The sequence below is a fragment of the Nitrosomonas sp. Nm51 genome (assembly GCF_900111165.1).
Lineage (GTDB): Bacteria > Pseudomonadota > Gammaproteobacteria > Burkholderiales > Nitrosomonadaceae > Nitrosomonas.
This window is the reverse complement of record NZ_FOGH01000002.1, coordinates 156343-178711: the sequence shown is the minus strand read 5'-3', so window position 1 is coordinate 178711 and position 22369 is coordinate 156343. Positions and strand designations below refer to the sequence as shown.

Sequence of the window (22369 nt, the reverse complement as noted above, 5' to 3'; positions counted from 1 at the left end):
TGCCGGGCCTTCTTCGACAGAGGCAATGGCACAGCGGCGTTCCGCTGGGATCATATAATTTGCTGAATAATCTTTGAATTTGGAAAGCAGTACATATTGTTGAAGATCAATGACAAAAATCCTTCATTTATCTGATTTACATTTTGGAAAGCATTTTTTGCCCGAAGCAGGTGAAGCCGTTCTGGCGCAGGTTGATTCACTGTCGCCCGATATTATAGTGATAAGCGGCGATTTTACGCATCGCGCCAAACCCGGGGAATTTGAAGCGGCACTAAAATTTATGCAGCGTTTGCCGCCCAAGCCCCAGGTTGTCGTTCCCGGAAACCATGACGTACCCCTTTACCGCGTCTGGGAACGCATGCTGAGTCCACATGCCCTGTACCAACACTATATCGCCGGTACTCTGGATTCAAAACTGAACATCGATAATGGAATTATCGTCGGTCTGGATTCAACCGCACCATACAGCGCTATTAAGAATGGTCGGCTCAGCCGAAAGCAACTTCAATTCTGCGAGGATGCCTTTGCAGATGCGCCAGAGGACGCATTCAAAATGGTCGTTATGCATCACCACTTAGTGCCCGCGCCAACATTCGAGCGAACAAGACCGATGCCACAAGCAAAGCGCACGCTGGAAGCATTTACACGCATGCGTGTTGATGTTGTTCTGGCGGGGCATTTACACCGTGCCTATGTTGGCCACTCTCTCGACGTCTATGCAGGTGAAAACCGGAATCACGGTATCATTATCGTCCAATGCGGCACGACAACATCATGCCGTGGCCGCGGTCTGGAGCGCGAAAAAAACTCTTTTAATCTGGTGACGCTTTCAGCCACTAATATTCAAGTCGAGCACTATCATTATCTTGAGCGCAGCACTGTTTTTAAACCAGTAAGCCGGCATATTTTCAAACGCCAGTCGAACAGCAAAATAATAACAGCATAATACTGGCTGCCAGTACTGTCGCCGGAGGGAGCGCAATCTACTTGTCCATTCAGTATTTATAACGGTGTAAAGTTTTTCGACAAATTTCAGTTTTTTGGGATTAGCGCAAGCAAGAACAAGCGGTTGTTTGTTGATTGAGCAACATGGCATCCGTTAAAATGCCATGCTTGATTTTTTTAAGCAATAACAGTGTTGCTTCTGGAATTTCCTTGTTGTTCCATTAATCTGCCAGTGGCTTGAATAACTCTGTCAAGTCTTTGGCTGATAACTGCAGAGCTTCCTCTTTTTTGCCGCCTCGGTAGACGCTTTCGGACAGCGCGCGCTTTCTTTTTTGCATTTCCAGAATTTTTTCCTCAACGGTGTTTTCCGTGATCAGCTTGTATACAAACACCGCTTTATTCTGGCCGATGCGGTGTGCACGGTCCGCGGCCTGGCTTTCAACCGCCGGATTCCACCAGGGATCGTAAATGATGACGGTGTCAGCCTCAGTAAGATTCAGGCCGACGCCGCCTGCTTTCAAGCTGATCAGAAACACATCGGCTTGACCGCTCTTGAATAGCTCAATCGCTTCGTCGCGGCGGCGTGTTTGCCCGGTAAGTTTGCTGTATCCAATTTCCCGCCGGTTTAATTCGGTTTCGATCAATCCCAGCATACGGGTAAACTGCGAGAACACCAGAATGCGCCGTCCCTCCTCCAGTAATTCCGGCAACATCTCCATCAACAAATCGAGCTTGGCGGAGTGTTTGAATTTCTGCGCTTCTTTCAAGCGCAGCGTTCTAGGGTCACAACAGGTTTGCCGCAGCTTCAGCAATGCGTCAAGAATGGTTATATGACTGCGCGCCAGACCTTTTTCGGCAATAGCGTCGCGCACGCGCTTTTCCATGCTGACCCGAATGCTTTCGTATAACGCGGCCTGTTTTTCTAAGAGCGGTACCGAACGGATAATTTCTGTTTTCTCCGGCAATTCATCTGCAACATCGTGTTTGGTGCGGCGCAACATGAAGGGCTCTAGGCGTCTGGAAAGACGCTCTTTCGTTTCGATATCGCCGTGCATCTCGATCGGCGTGCGGTAAGTTTTTTTAAAACGGGCCTGATCGCCCAGAAAATCCGGCATCAAAAAATCATACTGCGCCCAGAGTTCCCCCAGATGATTTTCCATCGGCGTTCCGGTCAGGCATAAGCGATGTTGCGCATCGATACGGCGGGCCACATGCGCCGCCCGGGCTTTCGGATTTTTAATAACCTGCGCTTCGTCCAGAATCAGGTAGTAGTATGCATTGGCCAACAGATGCTGCTCGTCTCTGTACAGCAATGGATACGTGGTCAGCACCAGGTCGAACTGCAAAATTTTGTCAAAATGCTGCTTGCGGTCGCTACCCTGCAATATCAGCACGGTCAGATCGGGCGTGAAGCGTTCTGCTTCGCGGCGCCAGTTGCTCATTAAACTGGTGGGTGCCACGATCAGGCAAGGCTTGTCCATGCGGCCGGACTCTTTTTCCAGCAGCAGATGCGCCAGGGTTTGCACGGTTTTTCCGAGGCCCATGTCGTCAGCCAGAATGCCGCCAAAGCGGTATTCACGTAGAAACTGCAGCCAGTTTAATCCTTTTTGTTGATATTCACGTAACCGGGTGCGCAAGGTAGCGGGTGGCGATACATTGGCTATTCCTTTAAAATTTCTTAATTTCTTGCCTGTTTCAATCAGCTCCCTGCCGCCTGTTAAACTGAACAAACCATAACTCTGACGCTCCATATCTGCCAGCATGGCCGCATTGTAGCGGGAAATACGGGCACCATCGCCGTCGAAATGCGCACTGTCATACAATTCATACAGGATGTCCAGGAAGGGCCTTAACTGCTCTGCGGCAATGTTGACGTATTGATGCTCTCCTATTGGAATGCTAAGCAATTCTGGTAAGTGATCGCGATCGTAGCTTTCCAGTACCGGCGTGATCAACGGCAGCAGCGGCAGTGACTGATTGCCGAGAGTGATGTTGAAATGCATTCTGAACCAGTCATTGCCGCTTTGTTCAATTTCAGCATCCCAGTTTTGCGGTTGCTGGAACTGCAGCCGAAAGCTGTCATCGGTTTCGATTAACCATCCCTGTTCCGTCAATAACGGCAGTTGATGATCGATAAAGTGCGACCAGCGAGCGGCGCTGTCCATGACGGCATTTTCTGCCGGACTGTAAAAAAACAAGTCCTGCTCTGTATGAAGCTCAAAGCGGCGAAAGCCAAATTCAAGTAATGTTTGGACGGCAGCGTTTTCCAAAGCTTGATCCCGGCTAATTCTGAAGAAACCCCGGTTTGTCTTAACAACGCTCACCAGTCTGTCGTGAAATGCTGAGATCGTATGGTCGCCATAATCAAACCGCAGCTTGAGCAGATGGATATACTGCTTGTTATCGAGCTGTTGACCCAGCAGATTCAGCCGTGGACGCGGCGACAGACCGCTCAACTCGATCAGTTCAACCGGCCTGGGTGGCGGCACAGGAAGCTCCGGATGCTCTGTCAACAATCGTAGAGTGAAATCCTCTGCATGTTCAACCGGTACCGGCGGAGCAGACAGCATCTTTCGATATTGCCGATACGTCAGGTTCGCGCAATCCACAGTTCCCATGGTCAAATTTTCTTCGTCCAGATATAACGGCGGCTCCGTCGGCAACAGAACTGCCCGGTTGGCCACAGTGATATCGAGAATATAGGTATTATCCTTGTGAGCATGCCATGATAATTGCAACGGCCTGGGTCCGCCACTGCGCATTGGCGGCGCATGCTGATGCGAATTCCAGAACAGGCGGCCGTTTTGCAGTGCTTTACTTAACACGAGATGACCTAAAGCCCCCGTAATCAGTGCATTGTCCTGATAATTGCTGTCCAAACTTGCAACGAGCCGGAAAAGCTCCTGTTCTTCCAGCGTGTATTGCCGGCTGGAGAAATACCCATAGCGTATATTGGCATGCGTGAATTGTCTTCCAACCGACAGCCCGCCTTGTTTTTTTTCGCGTGTCGTCAGTAGCGATAATGAAAACTCCGCGTTGGCGTCATGTTTGCGCAATACACAAACTATAAATTCTTGTGACGCATCAGGTTCTTCTAAGTTTTCATCTAAACTGGTTAACCAGTTGATATACGCTTTGTCCGCGCTGTTTCTTTGTTGTGGCTTTGTTTGTCTGTGGGCCAGGCATGCGGCTGCGACATGCTTGCAGTTATAACCGACAGGACAACTGCATCGACCGTTAATCTGCAGAAATCGACCGGTTTTGTTGACGGCAATGACCTGGTTATAACGCTGATTACCGCTGCCTACAACGCATGAATTAAGCATCACCGTGTTTGCGGTTTCAGCTGTCACACCCAGATCAATGACTCTGTTATGCAGAAAATAATGTTTACCGCGTATATAGGTTTTTTTGCCGAAAATGCTTTCGATATCTGAAGCCGGTGCTGTTTGGAAGTTTTTCAAATCGGAAGCCTGGCTGTATTAATTAATCAAAATGATCCCAGTCAATAATCGCAAAATATGGTTGTTCTATCGGGCTGACTCTGTTTAACCAGACCGGATTGCACCAACGACTAGAACGCCGGAGCTGACTTTCAAAATGAAGACACGAAACACAGATTATAAAATGAAAAACATTATTTTCGTAGTGTGTACCAAACGTTACAGGGTGAATCTGTTCACTAATTAAAATCAATCTTGGGCAATTAAGTATTCGCCCGGTGCGCAAAGTTGAAGAGCCTCGCTACCTGGAGTTGATACAGCAATACCACTATCCTGGCGATTTAGCCAAGATCGGTCATACACTCTGGTATGTTACCACCCATGGCGATGAATGGGCGGCATTGCTGAGTTTTTCAGCTGCTGCCTGGAAGTGCGGTGTACGTGACCGTTGGATCGGATGGGATTTCCGTCACCAATATGATCGCTTGAAATTAATCGCCAACAACAGTCGCTTTCTGATCTTGCCTGAGTGGCACTATCCCAATCTGGGCTCTAAAGCGTTGTCCTTGTGCCGCCAAAGAATTGCCGGTGATTGGCGAACACATTTTGGCCAGTCCCTGCTCTTGCTGGAAACCTTTGATGATCCGTCGCGTTTCCACGGTACAGTCTACCGCGCAGCGAATTGGACTTGCCTTGGGCTGACACGGGGATATAGCCGCACCCGCGATGGCTACAGCACTGTTGCCACCTCTCCAAAAAAAGAACCGGATTTCGTCGAGATCGCACCGCCTGACCACGGCCGGATTGAAACCCGCCGCATCTGGTGCAGTACGGCGCCGAATGAACACCTCGATTTCCCGCATGTCGGGCAAGTGTTCTTGAGCGAGCGAGAGTCTTTTTACAAAAAAACCAGAAAAGTCACCCATGAAGTCGTTTTGGGGGTAACCAATCGCTCGCCGGAACAAGCATGTCCAGAGCGTATTCTCAAAGTGAATCGCGGTCACTGGATGATCGAGAATCGCTGTCACTATGTGATTGATTGGAATTTCGATGAGGATCGCGCAGCCGCATCCGAATAGGCCACGGCCCAGAGAACATCACTCGACTGCGGCGCTTTGCATGCGGCGTCATTCAGTTCATCTCAAAGGTAAAATCCAGCATCTCTCAGAAAATGCAGCAGTTGAATCGCAATACCCGCTTGGTCTTCGACTATCTTCGCATGACTTCTAATTCAACTCGTACTCGACTGCTTTGATTTCAAGGGGAGAACAAATTTACCGTGCAAACGTTATTACCCGGTTGAAAAGCTACTGTACCTCACCAGCGCTCTTTCAATTTGATTTTGCCCTATACTAGTACATCGTCCACCTTAAAATGACGGATAAAGATGTTTTAAGGTGGACGATGTACTAGTACTATGTTACCAGCTGAATATCTCCGACTATGGGCAATTTAATCACCAGCGGATCGGGACGAATACCGAAAGTCAATCCCAGAAAATTGAGTTCAAGGCCTTCTATGTTGCTGACCACAAACCCCAACAGGCCGAAAAATGAAAACTGAAAGCCACTGCCGCTAGGTGGCGTGGCAAATAGACGATAGCCCAAATAATCTTTTCCGATAGCTGTTGCAGGCAAACTCAGTTCCAATTCAGGTACCGTACGCGCAATCCAGGCGGTAAACGTGTTGGAATTCGGTCCTGGCCATAAGGTGTATTGCCGGGTATAAGGATAATTCTCGACAGCCAGTGCAATGCGCTTGATCAGAGCGTCCACACCATCGCCGCGCTTGTCTGCAAGAATTTCGGGCATGTTGCCAAACCAGCGCCGATCCGGCAGCTGATCATATATCGCCAGAACCGGCAGCTGCCTGCGCTGGCGCCAGCCCAGTACTTCGTAGATTGTAAACGATTCGGCGTTGGAAGGCTTGACGGCGATCCAGGTATGGATGCCGAAATAACCGCGCCAACTGTAAGCACGTGCGCCATAAACCTGTATCACTGCTTCCCGGGTTGATGCCGGATCGGGTGCAATACCTGTCGAGGCGCGGCTAGCCGCCCGCCAGTTGCCCCGGACATCGTAAGAGACGACAGTAATACATACCAGGCCGGTTACAATTGCGGCAAGCAACCATCGTTTGTCAAACTGAAAACGCATATGTCATGCCGCCGGGGATAATTGGAACGCTCGAGATGCCGATCGACATGCGGTGTATTGACTGCGCGAGACAACAAGAAGCTTCACAGAGACTCGTAACTATCGTACAAATTCTAAAACGTCCAATCCTTGAGACTGTTGTTACGTGTTTGCACACTGAGCGAGCCGGTAACAAACAGGGAAACTTTCCGTGCGTTATTCGTATTCGGATAAGGCAATGACAGCATGTCTATGGACAATATCGGGTTCGTAGGGATGTGTCAATTTTGAATACTGAGCCAGTATTTTTTTGACATAGTTTTGCGTCTCGGTATATGGCGGAATACCCTGATGTCTTTCAACCGCGCCTTCACCGGCATTATAGGCCGCAACGGCCAGCGTAACATCGCCTTTGAAGAAAGCAAGCAACCAGCGCAAATAGGCCATGCCGCCTCTGATATTTTCCTCGGCGTCAAAAATATTTTTTACTTCGAAACGCTCCGCCGTTGCCGGAATCAATTGCATCAGACCCTGCGCATTTTTATGCGATACCGCCTGTACATTATACGCTGACTCTACGGCGATAACGGCCATCACCAGATTGGGATCGAGATTGTACTCGGGCGCCAATTTCTGAACAAGATCAAAAAAAGGTTTGTCGGAATAATCAGTCGCGTTGTTGTCCGCCATCGACTGCAGGCATTCAGGCAGTTCCGGATCATGAGACGTATCCAGATAGTCGATCATCTTACTGGCATGCGAATGGCCATGCTCGGCAGCCATAACAAACAATTGTACCGCAATATTGTCATTCCGTCGCACGCCGCGTCCGTTTGCATACATCCAGCCCAGTGCATACAAGGCTTCGTCATAGCCCTGCCCGGCAGCTTTGCAATAAAGCTCCTGCGCGCGGCCATAGTCCCGGGGCACACCTTCAGCATGTTCATGCTGCTTTGCCATGGAAACCAGTATCTTGGCCTTATTTATCGGCTCCTTTGACAGGTGTTTTTTTAGAACTAAAGATACATTGGATACGTTGCTTGCGTTCGCAGCATCCCATAAACTGCAAGTAATCATCAATAGTAGTGGTAATGTCAATTTGTGTAAATGCATATCTTCGATGTTTGCCTTTTTACAAAGAAAACTGCGGCATATCAACCCATTTTTCGGCCGGGTAGAAGATAACGGCCGTATCGCCGCAGTTAGAATCAGGAACAACGAAAAATGCAACATTTAACAGGCACTGTGATTTTTATTCGTTATTCAACGGCCCTGCGCTGCGCTGGTTATTAAATTATGTTCCTGAAAATTCTTAAATTTATTGCGTAAGTCTTAAATTAATTATAAGCAAGATTTGTACCAGCAATAAAAAATATTATCCGTCAGATAATTACCGGGCACTCACATAATAAATTGTTATTAAGTGTAAGATTTGTCGACAACGATATCGATGACCTTGCGCTGCGTGTGCCGGTCTTCGAATTTTTCCAGATAATAGTATATCCGGCAACCTTATTGTGCTGTAATGAATACAATAATCTGTTGCGCCGACTAAGCTTGCTGGCGCTATCTAACTATTTAATGCATATACATATTTCTTTCCATATAAAGTCAATATCTGAAATTGGAATTAAGCATTAAAAATGCCTGGATTTTTAGCTTGACGTTGCGCGAGTTTAACCGAATAATCCGCAAAAAAAAAAAAAAAAAACGAACGGCTCAGATACGAACACAACACATTTTCCGGATTTGAACCACATGGGTTGATGCTGCACTTTTTTTGGTAACGAATATGTGGCGCTGGCAAATTCTTTTTTCTAACTATTCATTTCTGATGGTTATAGGCGGCATGAGCCATGGCGGTTTAACGCAGGCGGCAAGTGAATATCTACCCGATACGTATCAACAAAAAATCGATCGGGCGGTTCAACGTAACGCTATAGATAGACCCGCACTCCTGGCAACGATTACATGGATAAAACAGTTGGCCGAGACTACGCAATCGCCAGAAGTCATTGCCGAGCTTGCCCGGCTGCAATGCGCCAATGCTGAGGTCGAAACTAAGCGCGATAAACAAATTGAGCTTTACAAAGACTGTGTAGCAACCGCTGATCGCGCACTCACAATTCGCTCAAATGAAATCGCCGCCCTGTATTGGAAAGCCGTCGCGATCGGCAAATTGAGCGAAGAAAGCGGCGTATTGAATGCGCTGCACTTAATGCGTCCGATGGAAAAGCTGTTCTTACGCGTTATCGAGCTGGATGAACAATACGATCAAGCAGGCGCTCACAAAGCTTTGGGCCGCATTTACCATAAACTGCCACGGTTTCCAATCAGTTTTGGAAGCACGAGAAAAGCATTATTCCATCTGAAAAGCGCACTCCGGTTATTTCCGAATGACATAATCGCGCGGGCTTTTTATGCTGAGCTGTTGTTTGATCTGGGAAAAAAACAAGAGGCTTACAGGCATGCAAAATATATACTGGATTTTCCCATTGCGGCGGAAAACATCTTCAGATACAGCAGGTTTATAGACATCGCCCGGCATCTTTCCGAAAAAGCAGGTGCATAAGTCTTTAACCCAATAGTGCGCCAGTACATTGGATTTTGGCCTGTAATGATGATGCCTGTTGGTTTTCATGGATTCTGACGAACGTACAGTTTGCACCCACGGATCTACCACTTGCCGGTTTTTAAAGCACCCTGCCCTTCAATTACGTTGATGAGAATTGTGGAGAACGGCCTCAAGCGACCTAAAACTCTTGTTTTTATGATTTCGACAAATTTGCGCCAAAAGTTGTATGATGATGAACAGACATCCTCCACTATGTTTAATTTAATGATAAATGCATGGAATGAAGCGCTTGCAGTTGTTCTAATATGTTCTATTTGGCCGGTCACCGCAAAGGATAAGAGCAACGGATTAAATTGCTCGAACTGGAAACAGGCCTTGCCCCGGCAATAAGCAACAGGCAACTGCCTAAAAAACTTGCAATAATAATTATGGGTAACGAAATACCGTCGGATCATTTCAATCTTGAAGACCTGAAACAATTTGATGCGCGGCTCGAACATGAGACGGACATCATGCACCAATGGTTCTCGCAAGAAAGATTCGCGCATGAACAGAGAATGTTTGGATATGAGCTCGAGGCATGGCTGATTGACAAAAACAGTCTGCCTTCGCCGGTAAATGAGCAGTTTCTAAAAATGCTGAATCATCCATTGGTAGTTCCGGAGCTCGCCAGCTTTAACATTGAATTAAACAGCCTGCCGCAACATTTGAGTGGAAATGTGTTCAGTGATATGCAACACAATCTAAATCAGATTTGTGACCTTTGCCGCCGGCAGGCACAGTTGCTTGGCTCAGATATGCTGACTATCGGTATTTTACCGACGGTCAGGGAGACGGACCTGTCACTGCAGAACATGTCCAATTCGCCGCGTTATCGGGCATTGAACGAACAAGTACTGCGATTAAGACAAGGCAAGCCTTTGCATATTAATATTAAAGGCGACGAACTTCTGCGCATGCAGCATGATGATGTAATGCTTGAAGCGGCAGCGACTTCTTTTCAGTTGCACTTGCAGGTTCCGCTGAACCTGGCAACACGTTACTACAACGCGGCAATTATTTTATCCGGTCCCATGGTTGCAGCAACCGGGAATGCGCCGTTTCTATTCGGCAAACGCTTGTGGGAGGAAACCCGGATTCCATTATTTGAGCAGGCAGTTTCCATTGGCGGGCATGGGCAGCGAATCGATGTCGAAGGTGATTTGAAACGTGTATTTTTTGGCACCGGATATGCCAGAGATTCGTTAATGGAATGTTTTCAGGAAAATTATGAACATTTTCCGGCAATTCTTCCCGTTTTATTTGATGATCCGCCGGAAAAAATGGCACACCTGCGATTGCATAACGGCACTATATGGCGTTGGAACCGCCCGCTGATTGGCTTTGATGAGCAAGGTGAACCGCATTTACGAATTGAACACAGGGTAATCTCTGCCGGCCCCAGTGTTGTCGATATTGTGGCAAATGCGGTGCTGTTTACTGGCGCTGTAAAAAGCCTAATTGAGCGGCAGCAGCCACCCGAACTTGAATTAATTTTCAATCATGCGCGGCATAATTTTTATCGGGCAGCGCGCCTTGGATTGACAGCAGACTTGCACTGGCTCGGCGACAAGCATATTAATGCACAAGCGCTTTTATTGGAGCAACTTATTCCGCTGGCGCGTTCCGGCCTTGAACAACTTGAAATCAACAGTCAGGATATTCAATACTATCTTGGCATTATTGCGCAGCGCGTCAAAAGCGGCCAGACTGGCACCAATTGGCAGCAGCGTTATGCCGCCAGCCATCATTACGATATGCAGACGTTGACAGCAAGGTATGCAAAGCTGCAGCAAAGTGGCATGCCGGTGCATGAGTGGCCGGTTTAGCTGCTTTTAAAATTAATTCAGCATCGCTGGCCTTTCTGGATTCCCAACAAGAAAATATAAACCCTTATCGCGGAAAATAATTTGACTGTAATATTGAAAAACCAATCAAATCTTCATTAGGGAGTGTCACCAGAGAAGGAACACAATGTTGACGATACGGCAGGATATACCCGAGGGTTTGCTAAACCTGCAGGCCCATGAACTGTACAAACAACTGAACGGCCCCACTTTATTCCGGCTGCCCGGACGGCATACGCCGCCGCTTTTCATTTCAGTATTATTGCACGGCAACGAACCCGTCGGCTGGAACGCAATTCGCGATATCCTGTATCGTTATCAGAACAAAGAACTGCCCCGGTCACTATCATTGTTTGTAGGCAATATCGAGGCGGCACAATTTCATCAAAGACATCTGGAACATCAACCGGATTTCAATCGCATCTGGCAGTTCGACACCGGCAATTCAGTGAAAGATGCCGACAGTACGCCGGAATACCGCATGGCTCAACAGGTCTTCGAAACAATGGCAGGAGCCGGCTTGTTTGCCTGCGTGGATGTACACAATAACACGGGCCTGAATCCGCATTATGCCTGTGTCAACAAGCTGGAAACACCTTTCTTACACTTGGCAATGCTGTTTGGCCGGATAGTTATTTATTTCACGCGTCCGCAAGGTGTTTTGTCGCTTGCATTCTCCAGACTCGCCCCTTCAGTAACGCTCGAGTGCGGGCAGCCAAACAACCCGCGGGGCGAGGCGCACGCCATTGAGTATCTGACGGCTTGTCTGAATCTGTCTGAGATACCTGCCCACGAAGTTGCCAAAAATGATATTGAATTATTTCATACGGTTGCCATAGTACGCATCGCACCCGGCATGACCGTAGGATTTCAGGAAGACGAACTGGATTTGCGCCTGATCGACAATATTGATCATCTGAACTTCCGGGAATTGCCGTTTAATACACTGATTGGCTGGCAGAAGGATCAACGCGAACTTGTTCTGAGAACTGCAGACGAACAAGACCATGAAGTATCCGATCGATATTTTCATCTGGATGGTAATGCGCTCAGAATCAGCCGGCCGGTGATGCCCTCGATGCTGACACGCAACATTCAGGTAATTCATCAGGATTGCCTGTGCTATCTGATGGAACGTTTGGTATTACCGGATCCTGCAGCCAGCAATTGCAATAAGACAAAACAGGCTACCTTGAATTCTCCCTAAGCTTACGATCATATCTGTATGTTGAAAAACTCAAATGTGCCGTGCGGGTCGTCTGGGCCTGCCGAAAATTACAATGGTTGCATTCTTTACCACTGATCTTGATCTCACCGTCGAGCAGATCATCGAATACTACCAATCGCAAGTGTCAGGTCTTGCAAAGCAACAACTCAACTCCACTTTTTTGACTATCCAGCCAACCATCGCTCAATGCACGCCAAATTCTCCCGCAATGGCTTTCATCGTATAGTCGCCCGTTTGATAGACTGCTGTTACTCCCTCGTTTCTGTTATTAAACGATGAAAACCGGAAAGCGGTTTGGCCGTTGCCTTTCTCTGCGCCCGGGAAAATTCACCGGTATCGTTGTCGGTTCGCATAGGTTGCTGCATCTTTTGGATAAATTCGCCTCGACCAAGATAAATCTGCCCGCGCAGGTTGCCCCCAATACTGGTCCATCAAACAACAATACGTATGACACTCCCAATTGAATCGTTTGCAGCTAGACGAACAACGCCAGCCAATTGATTCGATTCGCATCGCCCTGATAAATGCCCTCCCTGCGGTCTCCGCGGAAAGTCACGTGTTATACCTCGTCGACCAATTCTATTCTTAACGGCCTTGTCATTTTACCAATTCCCAGCCTTCGATCGGTACTGTGGTTCCTGGATGGCGTAAACTTATCCAGGCTACTTGCTTATAATTGATCCGCAAAACGTAAATGTAACAGATTTTTTCATCATCCAAACCGTCGGTTGAAGCGGTGGAAAAGAAATATGTGGGTATGACAGTAAACGAGCGTCTTTACGTAAGTGGATTGATGGTCTTTTGCAACAGGCTTTTCCACCGCACATTGAAGCAACCCAAAAAACACACACATAGATCGACAGGTTTTGTACCCGGCAGATGACGATGTAATCAACTACAAATCCGTTTTTGAGCTATTTGTTAGACAGGCACGCTATACTCGTCAAGTAACAAACGAATTCAAAGTGGTATCACACAAAACCCAAGTGAGCGGGTTTTATTAAACTGCTTCGAATACTATCGCGTTTTCGTAAGTAATTTGATTCAATCAGCATTGACACACTTATAGCAAAAACAACGTAGCCAGGCTTAGAAAAATAAAAAAACCACCGCTATCAGTCACCGCAGTAATCATGACGCTTGAACCCAAAGCGGGATCACGGTCAAGCTTTTTTAAGGTAAGCGGTATTAATACGCCTAGCAGCGCAGCAAGCAACAGATTCAACAGCATTGCCAGCATCATTACAAGGCCCAGCTCAACGTTTTGATAAATAGCATATGTAAACAGACCGACTACAGCACCCCATATGAGGCCATTTACGATGCTGACACCAATCTCCTTACCGATCAGTTTTAAGGTGCTGCCGGGTTTAATTTGTTCCAATGCAAGCGCACGCACGATCATGGTAATCGTCTGGTTGCCGGAGTTTCCTCCTATACCAGCAATAATGGGCATGAGTGCTGCTAACGCAACCAGCTTTTCTATCGAATCCTCAAACAATCCAATCACGCGCGAAGCAACGAATGCGGTAACCAGGTTAATAGCAAGCCATATCCAACGGTTTCTCACGCTTCTCAACACCGGCGCAAAAAGATCTTCCTCTTCGCGCAAACCGGCAAGATTCAGCGCCTCGTTTTCCGCCTTGTCGCGAATAAAATCAATCACTGAATTTACGGTAACACGGCCAAGCAGTTTTTTATCATAATCAATGATTGAAGCAGAAACCAGATCATAGCGCTCAAACGCGTGCGCAGCGTCCTGTGCCTTATCGTCCGGACGAAGCGTAATCATTTCCTTGGTCATGGCCTCGGCAACCAGCATTTCGGGATCGCTGACAAGTATCCGGTTAATCAGCAGCACACCTTTTAAATGCTCATCTCTGTCGACTACAAACAACTGATCCGTATGATCAGGCAGCTCGTCAAGACGGCGCAAATAACGTAATACAACTTCCAGACGCACATCCTCGCGCACCGTAATCACATCAAAGTCCATCAATGCACCTACGGCGTCTTCCGGATATGACATGGCGGCACGCAGCTGTTCACGTTCTGCAATCGGGAGTGAGCGGAACACATCTTCCATGACATCCTGAGGCAAATCAGGCGCTAAATCGGCGATTTCATCGGCATCCAACTGCTCGGCGGCTGCTACCAGCTCGTGCGCACCCATATCCGTAATCAGCGTTTCCCGTACTGCATCAGATGCTTCCAGCAATACATCCCCATCGTACTCCGGCCTGACCAGTCCCCAGATCAACAACCTGTCCTCCAACGGCAGGGACTCCAGGAGATTCGCGATATCTGCCGGATGCAGCTTGTCTACCAGCCGTTGCAATTCTTGCAGATTTTCTTTTTGGATGGCTGATTCTTTCAGTACACCGCTTGTCTCGTTCTGCAGATTGACAAAACCCTGCAGCAGCCTGTATTTGTTCAATAACGTAACAATCCGCTGAAACTGAGTATGCAGCTTTTCATTTTCTTCATTATTAGTTTCATCAGTCATGGCAAATTAACCCATTGTTATTACAGTCATCACAGGGAAGAAGCAAAACGGTTTTACAGAAAAAATAACTACAAACATTTCACTATTTATGGGCCATATCCCAGCATAAACAGATAAAATAGTGGTTATGCAGTTGGATTTAATTCATTATGGGATTCAGGGTATTTTTGCTGAATGCATCCGGCCGAGCAATACATTCCGCTTTTTCATCAGATGCTGAGAGTTTCGATTTTTATCATAAAAACGCGGATTGGTCACCATAGCCGCTAAGTATGTCGCCTGGTACTTTGTTAAGGACGCTGCTGATTGACCGAAATAATGTTGCGCTGCCGCCTCTACGCCAAAAACACCGTTACCCCATTCGATCATATTCAGATAAATTTCCAGAATGCGCTGCTTGGACATCACCGTTTCCAGCATTACCGTTATAATGGCCTCTTGCAGTTTGCGCCATAGTGATCTTTGTTCAGAAAGAAAAAGATTTTTAGCCAGTTGCTGACTGACAGTCGATCCGCCAACTGTAATTTGACCCTGCGATAAATTTTTCTTAAACGCGTTTCGAATCGATTCATAGTCAAAACCGTCATGCTGGAGGAACTTGCTGTCTTCCGCAACAATAATCGCCCGTTTCATGTCATAAGAAATTTTTCTGTACGGCACCCATGTATGGCGTAAAGTCGCCGCTGGGTTATCTTCACGCAGAATTTTTAGCTGAGATTGCATAAAAGCGCTACTCGGCGGGTTGTTGTGTTTCCAGTAAAGTACGTGACTGAATAACCAAAGCTGATACAAAAATAACGTATAAATCACCAATAAAAGCAAACGCCAGAGCCAGCGCTTGAGAAACCCAGTAAAGCTTGCTTTAGTTGCTGCAGCAGTTCTTCCTACTGCTTTCTTTTTCTTCTTCATTGATAAATTTCATTTATTAACAATGTACTGATAACGTATTCGATCAGTCTGCGCAGGACAAAAAACGATAACAAAATCACCAAAAACAAATTTTAAACGGCTGCAAGCTGGTTTCAATATCCGATGAACACGGCACACCAAAAAGTGACATTGATACAACATGACAACGCTTTCGCATCGCATGCCAATCGCTTAATATTTTTGCATAGCCTATGAGGGTAATCTACAGCAAACAAGCCCAGTACTCTATCAATATGATATTGCCTGCAAGGCACGTCCTGCCATGTATACTGACAAGTTCACTGAACCCGGCAATATCATACTGATAGAGTATTAGTAAGCCGTAAATCGGCTAGAGATGGCAATGTATTTTGGTGAGTTAAAGTTTCAATTGATTAAGTCGTAGACAGAATTTTCTAACCCAAAATGTTGAGTGCGACACTATGAGAATAAGCGTTAATTTTAAATCCGGCCAGCGACAAACATTTATTGTGCCTAAGACAATGCTTGCAACGGATTTTCGTGATCTGGCGGAAAATATTGGAGGAAAAATAGAAAATATAGAATTTTCCTTGGGAGACCAGCATGCAAGTCTTCGTAACACTGAATTAAAAGAGCCGTTTCTTTTGCCTGAGTAAAATAAAGCAAGCTACAATTCTGAACAATACATAATGAACATGACAGCAGGTTGGCAATGTTAATGTCTGAGTTTTCCGATAACCGGCGTTAACGCTAAAACGGTATATCATCCTCCATATCGTCGAATCCATTATTATTTCTATTGTATGTCGATCGTCCGGAAGTCGGTTCATTGGCCTCGCTGTCCGATGAGTCGAAACTGTCGCTACCTGCCCGGCTGCCCAGCATTTTCATGTCGGTTGCAATTATTTCTGTCGTATAACGTTCCATACCGTTTTTATCGGTCCACTTTCTGGTTTCCAGCCTGCCTTCCACATAAACCGAGCGTCCCTTTTTTAGATATTCACCGGCAATTTCAGCTAGTTTTCGGTAAAAAGTAACGCGATGCCACTCCGTTTTTTCTTGTTTCTCACCATTCTTGTCTTTCCATACTTCAGTCGTCGCCAGAGAAATATTGGTCACTGCATCCCCGCTCGACATGTAACGTGTTTCGGGATCTCTACCCAGGTTACCGATCAATATGACTTTATTGACTGATGCCATTTATTTCTTCCTCCTTATTTTCCAGCAATTGATTCACGCTTTCCTCATCAAAACCTGTCATGTCGACTTTCAAATAGGCGACTCTCTCTTGACCCAGCACCAACGCTTCCCGTACACCGGACAATTCGGCAAGTTGTTGAGACAACTGCTGAGATTTGTTTGTACCCATTTCATGTACATGATACATTTTCGAACGTACTGCCGCAGGCGCCTTCATAGTGTAAGCCAGTATTAGCCATATTGCCAAAAGCACGCTGCAAAACACATAGAGAACAAGGTTGCCATGATGTTCCATTAAGTAACCACCTACCGCTGCACCGGTAAACGCACCAAGAAACTGTGTGCTGCTGTATACACCAATTGCCGTACCTTTGGCGCCAACAGGTGCGATTTTTGAGATCAGCGAAGGCAGACTGGCTTCGAGTAAATTAAAAGCAGCAAAAAAAACGAGCAAGGCAAATACTGTGCCCAGGATTGTTTCGGCAGTTACTGCCAGGGCGATCTGGCCGCATAGCAGCAGCGCAATAGCCGCGACAAATACGTGCTTTAATTTGGCTTTTTTTTCACCATAGATGATAACCGGAATAATAAGTAGCATGGAAAAAAACAGAACTGGCAAGTAAACCTGCCAGTGACTTTCTGTTGCCATACCCGCTTCACGCAAAGTTAGCGGCACTTGCAGCCAGAGCGCCATCAAGGTTGCATGCAGTGCAAAAATCCCATAATTTAGACGCAAAAGCTGAGTATTGCTTAACACGCTGCCCAAGCTGTCTGCCGACGCTTCCGTATCCGAATGAAAACGGCTGATTTGAGGATCAGGAATCAGCTTCTTCACGACAAACATAGCAGCCAGTGCCAGCAAACCTGTCATCGCAAAAATACCCGGCACACCGATCCATTGATTCAATATGGGCGCAACAATCAGCGATAGGGCGAAAACTGTTCCTATGGTCATGCCGATGATTGCCATGGCTTTAGTGCGATGTTCTTCCCGAGTCAGATCTGCTGCCAACGCCATAATTGCAGCTGAAATTGCACCCGCACCCTGAATAATGCGTCCTAAAATCACCCAGTAAATATCGTCTGCCGCAGCGGCAATAAAACTGCCAATAGCAAAGAGTATCAGGCCTAAATAAATGACCGGTTTGCGTCCGATACGATCGGACAGCCAGCCCATCGGAATCTGCAGAATCGCCTGAGTCAAACCATAGGCCCCCAGAGCAATACCAATCAACAAATAGTTGTTCCCGTCGGGCAAATGTTCTGCATAGAACGTAAAAACCGGCAGAATAATAAACAATCCAAACATACGCAAACCGTAAACACTAGCCAGACCGGCTGTAGCGCGCAATTCCGTTTGCGACATTTTTTCTGTTGATATTGAAGCGGGCATAAATCAGGTTATGTATTTTCTAAAAAGTTGGGTATATTATCAGGTTGACTCGTACATAGATAGCCAATGGAATTGATTAGAATCCGCGGTGCGCGCACCCATAATCTGAAGAATGTCAATCTCGATCTGCCGCGTAACAAGCTTATCGTGATAACCGGACTTTCCGGATCTGGAAAATCTTCGCTTGCATTCGATACACTTTATGCAGAGGGGCAACGGCGCTATGTGGAATCGCTTTCGGCTTATGCAAGGCAGTTTCTGCAACTGATGGAAAAACCCGATGTCGACTCGATTGAGGGCCTCTCGCCTGCAATTGCTATCGAACAAAAAGCTACATCACATAATCCGCGCTCCACTGTGGGGACGGTAACGGAGATTCATGATTATTTACGTTTGCTTTATGCGCGCGTAGGCAACCCGCAGTGCCCGGCACATCATATCACGTTGACCGCGCAAAGCGTTTCTCAAATGGTCGATCATGTGCTTGAGTTACCTGCCGGAACTCGCCTGATGATACTCTCGCCGCTGATTGTGGAACGCAAGGGGGAGCAAGCCGATTTATTTGACGAGTTATGCGCGCAAGGATTTATCCGTTTGCGTATCGACGGTGAAATACACGATATCGATGATTTGCCCAAACTGCAAAAAAACAAAAAGCATACCGTGGAAATAGTCATTGATCGCCTGAAAGTTTCACCGGATGCAAAGCAACGACTGGCAGAATCATTCGAAGTAGCCCTGCGTCATGCTGATGGGCGCGCATTGGCGGTAGAAATGGACAGCGGTCAGACCCACCTTTTTTCTGCAAAATTTAGCTGTCCCGTCTGCAGTTATTCACTTTCAGAGCTCGAGCCCAGGTTATTCTCGTTCAACAATCCGTTGGGTGCCTGCCAGCGGTGCGATGGCCTTGGCCAGATTACTTTTTTCGATCCAGCGCGCGTTGTGGCATTTCCACATTTGTCATTGGCATCGGGCGCGGTTAAAAACTGGGACAGGCGCAACCAGTTTTATTTTCAGCTGTTAACCAATCTTGCCGAACATTATGGCTTTGATATAGAGGTACCTTTTGAAAATCTGGATGCGGCGGTTCAGGAGATTATTCTGCACGGTTCCGGACAGGAGAAGATACAGTTCACATATCTTAATGAGAATGGCAAAAAAAACCGGCAAAAACACGTATTCGAGGGTATCGTCCCCAACTTGGCCAGGCGTTACCGCGAAACCGAATCACAAACGGTGCGCGAAGAACTCGGTAAATATCTGAACGCTCAAACGTGCCCGGATTGTCTGGGTACCCGGCTATGCACAGCGGCACGTCATGTACTGGTCGATGACAAAGCCATTTATGAAATCAGTGCGCTGCCCCTCAAGCAAACCAAAACGTTTTTTGACCAACTGATTATGCCCGGATACAAACAATCGATTGCCGAAAGAATTATTAAGGAAATTTCCAGCCGTCTGCAATTTCTGAATAACGTGGGTTTGGATTATTTATCGCTGGACCGTTCCGCTGATACATTATCCGGTGGTGAATCGCAGCGTATCCGGTTGGCCAGCCAGATTGGCTCGGGTCTTACTGGCGTGATGTATGTTCTCGACGAGCCTTCTATCGGGTTGCATCAACGTGACAACGACCGCCTGCTCAATACGCTCAAACATTTGCGCGATCTGGGCAATAGCGTCATCGTCGTGGAACACGACGAAGATGCCATCCAACTAGCCGATTATGTCGTCGATATGGGGCCGGGTGCGGGAGAGCACGGCGGCAAGGTGGTGGCACATGGTGAACCGAAAGCCATCCAGACACACAACGAATCTCTGACAGGCGCTTACCTCGCCGGCAGATTATCGATTAAAATTCCGGCCTGCCGCACAGAGCCCTGCAAGGACAGAGTGTTATACATCAATGGCGCTTCCGGCAACAATTTGAAGAACCTGCACTTAAAACTGCCTATTGGCTTACTGGTCTGTGTAACGGGTGTTTCCGGCTCTGGAAAGTCAACGCTGATCAATGAAACACTGTATCGCGCCGTGTCGCAGCATCTCTATGCAAGTACTGCCGAGCCGGCGCCTTTTGAGCATATTGAGGGCCTGGAGTTTTTCGACAAGGTCATCAATATGGATCAAAGTCCAATCGGACGTACGCCGCGGTCAAATCCTGCTACTTATACCGGTCTGTTCACGCCGATCCGCGAGCTGTTTGCCGGCGTGCCGCAGGCGCGAGAACGCGGCTATGCGCCAGGCCGCTTTTCATTTAATGTAAAGGGCGGGCGCTGTGAGGCCTGTCAGGGTGATGGCGTAATCAAGGTTGAAATGCATTTTTTGCCAGATATTTATGTAACCTGTGACGTTTGCCATGGCAAACGGTATAACCGTGAAACCCTGGAAGTGCACTACAAAGACAAGAATATCAGTGAAATTCTACAAATGACTGTAGAAAATGCGTTTGATTTTTTCAATCCGGTACCGGTTGTTGCGCGCAAGCTGCAAACGTTGCTGGATGTCGGATTGGGTTACATTACCCTGGGGCAGTCTGCTACAACGCTCTCAGGCGGAGAAGCGCAACGCGTGAAATTATCATTGGAATTATCCAAACGCGATACCGGCCGTACCCTGTATATACTGGATGAGCCGACGACCGGTTTGCATTTCCAGGATATTGATTTGTTACTCAAAGTGTTGCACAGACTACGTGATCACGGCAACACGGTAGTTGTCATCGAACATAATCTCGATGTCATTAAAACGGCGGACTGGATAATTGATCTGGGCCCCGAAGGCGGTGACGGAGGCGGATGTATTGTTGCCGAGGGAACGCCCGAAGAAATCGCCATGCAACAGAGCAGTTATACCGGACGCTATTTGCAGAGAATATTGAAACCATGAATCTGCGTACCTGTCTGCTGGATAGTTTTCGAGCAGCAGTCGAGGCGGCCAACCCAGCGTGCATTGTACCGCGCTATTTGCCCGATCCGGCGCATGTGTCCGGACGTGTTTTTGTTGTCGGCGCAGGTAAAGCTTCGGCAGCCATGGCTTTGGCGGTCGAAAAAAACTGGCCTGAAAATAAAGCGCTTGAAGGAATAGCGGTAACACGGTATGGGCATGGATTGCCGATGCACCGAATCAGACTCGTTGAGGCCGGCCATCCTGTGCCGGATAAAAATGGGATGCAGGCCGCACAAACCATGCTGAACCAGGTTGGACTGCTGACTGAAGATGACTTGTTGTTGTGTTTATTCAGTGGCGGCGGCTCCAGTTTGCTGCCCTTGCCCGCGGAACATATTACGTTGGCAGATCTTCAGAAACTTACTCAACAGTTACTGCGATGCGGCGCAAATATTCAGGAAATCAATGCGGTACGTAAACATCTATCCTGTATACAGGGCGGATGGCTCGCAGCCGCTTCTCGTGCACCGGTGCGGGCACTAATGATTTCGGATGTGACCGGAGATGATCCAACGCATATCGCTTCCGGACCCTGCGCACCGGATCCAACGCATTTTTCCGATGCCTTGTCTGTACTGGAACGCTATCAACTTGACGCGCCACCCAGTATCAGGCATCGATTGATTGCCGGAGACCGGCAACTAGTGGACGAGACCCCCAAGCCCGGTTCCGCGTTCTTCAAACATGTCGAAAATATTGTAATCGCCAGCGCTCATCAGTCGCTGACAGCGGCTACGAAATATTTGCAGGAGCAACATTTTACTACATTGATTCTCGGAGATGCGGTGACCGGTGAAGCGCGCGAAGTTGCAAAAGTCTATGCGGCTTTTATCAAAGAAATCCATCGATATCCCGATTTATTGAAACCGCCCATAGCATTGCTGTCGGGTGGTGAAACAACCGTTACGGTTAAAGGCGGCGGATGCGGCGGTCGTAATACGGAGTTTTTACTGTCACTGTTGATAGAACTTGATGGGCTGGATGGCGTTTATGCGCTGGCATGCGATACGGACGGTGTGGATGGCTCTGAAAACAATGCCGGTGCCTTAATAATACCAGATACTCTAACGAGAGCACGAAATAAAGGAATCCAGGCCGGGCAATTGCTGGCCAATAATGATGCGTACTGTTTTTTTGAACGGTTGGGCGATCTGGTAATAACAGGCCCTACCTATACTAACGTCAATGATTACCGGGTAATGCTGATAGTATGAATTAATT

General features: G+C 47.4%; 16 protein-coding genes. 9 read left to right on the top strand and 7 right to left on the bottom strand.

Features of this window, described 5'->3' with window-relative positions:
• The first annotated feature begins 109 nt into the window (after positions 1-109).
• Positions 110-946, top strand: coding sequence for a metallophosphoesterase family protein (locus tag BMY60_RS01805; protein WP_090330728.1), 837 nt, complete (start codon positions 110-112; stop codon positions 944-946).
• A 220-nt stretch (positions 947-1166) separates the two neighbouring features.
• Here BMY60_RS01805 and BMY60_RS01800 read toward each other — a convergent pair whose 3' ends face one another.
• The gene (locus tag BMY60_RS01800; protein ID WP_218141597.1) at positions 1167-4409 is read right to left on the bottom strand and encodes a DEAD/DEAH box helicase; all 3243 of its coding nucleotides are present in this window, start codon (positions 4407-4409) and stop codon (positions 1167-1169) included.
• Between the two features lie 209 nt (positions 4410-4618).
• On the opposite strand from BMY60_RS01800, the gene BMY60_RS01795 reads away from it, so the two are divergent.
• Entirely contained in the window at positions 4619-5467 is an 849-nt protein-coding gene (locus BMY60_RS01795) for a Druantia anti-phage system protein DruA (RefSeq protein ID WP_090330727.1), read from the top strand.
• A gap of 336 nt (positions 5468-5803) precedes the next feature.
• Here BMY60_RS01795 and BMY60_RS01790 read toward each other — a convergent pair whose 3' ends face one another.
• Complete coding sequence (locus BMY60_RS01790) at positions 5804-6544, bottom strand: DUF3750 domain-containing protein (protein ID WP_090330725.1); 741 nt, start codon at positions 6542-6544, stop codon at positions 5804-5806.
• A gap of 195 nt (positions 6545-6739) precedes the next feature.
• The gene (locus BMY60_RS01785) at positions 6740-7600 is read right to left on the bottom strand and encodes a transglycosylase SLT domain-containing protein (RefSeq protein WP_090330778.1); all 861 of its coding nucleotides are present in this window, start codon (positions 7598-7600) and stop codon (positions 6740-6742) included.
• A gap of 715 nt (positions 7601-8315) precedes the next feature.
• On the opposite strand from BMY60_RS01785, the gene BMY60_RS01780 reads away from it, so the two are divergent.
• From BMY60_RS01780 to BMY60_RS01765, 4 genes are all read left to right on the top strand, one after another.
• The gene (locus BMY60_RS01780; protein WP_090330724.1) at positions 8316-9095 is read left to right on the top strand and encodes a TRAP transporter TatT component family protein; all 780 of its coding nucleotides are present in this window, start codon (positions 8316-8318) and stop codon (positions 9093-9095) included.
• Positions 9096-9451: 356 nt separating this feature from the next.
• Positions 9452-10966, top strand: a complete 1515-nt coding sequence (locus BMY60_RS01775; protein ID WP_256250624.1) for a glutamate-cysteine ligase family protein — start codon at positions 9452-9454, stop codon at positions 10964-10966.
• A 145-nt stretch (positions 10967-11111) separates the two neighbouring features.
• Positions 11112-12191 carry a M14 family metallopeptidase gene (locus BMY60_RS01770; RefSeq protein WP_090330722.1) on the top strand — a complete coding sequence of 360 codons (1080 nt, stop codon included), beginning with the start codon at positions 11112-11114 and terminating at the stop codon, positions 12189-12191.
• Between the two features lie 34 nt (positions 12192-12225).
• On the top strand, positions 12226-12438 hold the full coding sequence (locus BMY60_RS01765) for a hypothetical protein (RefSeq protein WP_090330721.1): 213 nt from the start codon (positions 12226-12228) through the stop codon (positions 12436-12438).
• An 837-nt stretch (positions 12439-13275) separates the two neighbouring features.
• Here the strand turns inward: BMY60_RS01765 and mgtE are convergent.
• Both mgtE and mtgA read right to left on the bottom strand, forming a co-directional pair.
• Positions 13276-14718, bottom strand: coding sequence for a magnesium transporter (gene mgtE, locus BMY60_RS01760; RefSeq protein ID WP_090330719.1), 1443 nt, complete (start codon positions 14716-14718; stop codon positions 13276-13278).
• 156 nt (positions 14719-14874) lie between these two features.
• Complete coding sequence (gene mtgA / locus BMY60_RS01755) at positions 14875-15627, bottom strand: monofunctional biosynthetic peptidoglycan transglycosylase (RefSeq protein WP_090330718.1); 753 nt, start codon at positions 15625-15627, stop codon at positions 14875-14877.
• 443 nt (positions 15628-16070) lie between these two features.
• Between mtgA and BMY60_RS01750 the strand changes: the two genes are divergently transcribed.
• Positions 16071-16265 carry a hypothetical protein gene (locus tag BMY60_RS01750; protein WP_090330716.1) on the top strand — a complete coding sequence of 65 codons (195 nt, stop codon included), beginning with the start codon at positions 16071-16073 and terminating at the stop codon, positions 16263-16265.
• A gap of 94 nt (positions 16266-16359) precedes the next feature.
• Here BMY60_RS01750 and ssb read toward each other — a convergent pair whose 3' ends face one another.
• Both ssb and BMY60_RS01740 read right to left on the bottom strand, forming a co-directional pair.
• Positions 16360-16809, bottom strand: coding sequence for a single-stranded DNA-binding protein (gene ssb / locus BMY60_RS01745; protein WP_090330715.1), 450 nt, complete (start codon positions 16807-16809; stop codon positions 16360-16362).
• Positions 16793-18175, bottom strand: coding sequence for an MFS transporter (locus tag BMY60_RS01740; RefSeq protein ID WP_090330713.1), 1383 nt, complete (start codon positions 18173-18175; stop codon positions 16793-16795). The genes ssb and BMY60_RS01740 overlap by 17 nt, the downstream gene beginning before the upstream one ends.
• Positions 18176-18268: 93 nt before the next feature.
• Here BMY60_RS01740 and uvrA point away from each other — a divergent pair, with 93 nt between their 5' ends.
• Both uvrA and BMY60_RS01730 read left to right on the top strand, forming a co-directional pair.
• A complete protein-coding gene (gene uvrA, locus BMY60_RS01735) occupies positions 18269-21088 on the top strand; it encodes an excinuclease ABC subunit UvrA (protein WP_090330712.1) in 2820 nt (939 codons plus the stop codon).
• Complete coding sequence (locus BMY60_RS01730) at positions 21085-22362, top strand: glycerate kinase type-2 family protein (RefSeq protein ID WP_090330710.1); 1278 nt, start codon at positions 21085-21087, stop codon at positions 22360-22362. Before uvrA ends, BMY60_RS01730 begins: the two co-directional genes overlap by 4 nt.
• The last annotated feature ends 7 nt before the right edge of the window (positions 22363-22369 follow it).